Source organism: Halomonas sp. IOP_14, from assembly GCF_021021315.1.
GTDB lineage: Bacteria > Pseudomonadota > Gammaproteobacteria > Pseudomonadales > Halomonadaceae > Vreelandella > Vreelandella titanicae.
The window spans coordinates 1-712 of the sequence record NZ_JAINWD010000105.1 but is presented as its reverse complement, the minus strand read 5'-3'; the positions used below and the strand labels follow the sequence as shown (position 1 = coordinate 712).

Here is a 712-nt window from a genome sequence, read left to right as displayed (position 1 = left end):
AACCCCAAACCGCGGGTCGATGGCCCTCAAGTGGCCTTTGTGGTCGGGCCAGCGGGCGAAGAGATCTACTGCGACAAGTATGGTCGGGTCAAAGTGCAGTTTCCTTGGGATCGCTACTCTGCCTCTAACGAAACCGCCAGTTGCTGGGTGCGCGTCGCCCAGGGCTGGGCGGGCGGCGGTTACGGCAGCATGGCGATCCCCAGGATCGGGCATGAGGTCATTTTGTCGTTCTTGGAGGGTGACCCGGACCAGCCGCTGATCACCGGGCGCACTTACCACGCGGTTAATCGGCCGCCCTACCCGCTGCCGGCCTACAAAACCCGCACGGTCATCCGTACCCAGAGCCACAAGGCGGACGGCTTTAACGAGCTGCGCTTTGAAGACGAAGCAGGCGAAGAGCAAATCTGGGTGCACGCCCAAAAAGACCTCGATCTGCTGACCCTCAATGACCGCACCGAGGACATCAAGCGCGATAGCACCCTGCACGTCTATCGTGACCGCACCACCGATATCGACCGCGACGAAACCCGCACCGTCCATCGCCATGAAGTCCACACGGTGCATGGCAACGAGACCCATACCGTGGACGGTAACGAAACCTTTACCGTGCATAAGAACCGCCGTAAGACAGTGGATGGCAACGAAACCGACCGCATCGGTAAAAACTGGTCGAGCAAAGTGGGTAAGAACAAAACCGAAACCGTTGGTAAGG

The 712-nt window shown here is 59.4% G+C and carries 1 protein-coding gene; it reads left to right on the top strand.

Annotated elements, in window-relative coordinates; translation table 11 throughout:
* Nucleotides 1–712: type VI secretion system Vgr family protein (locus K7H09_RS24295; protein ID WP_230806376.1), on the top strand; the 712-nt coding region annotated here is incomplete at both ends.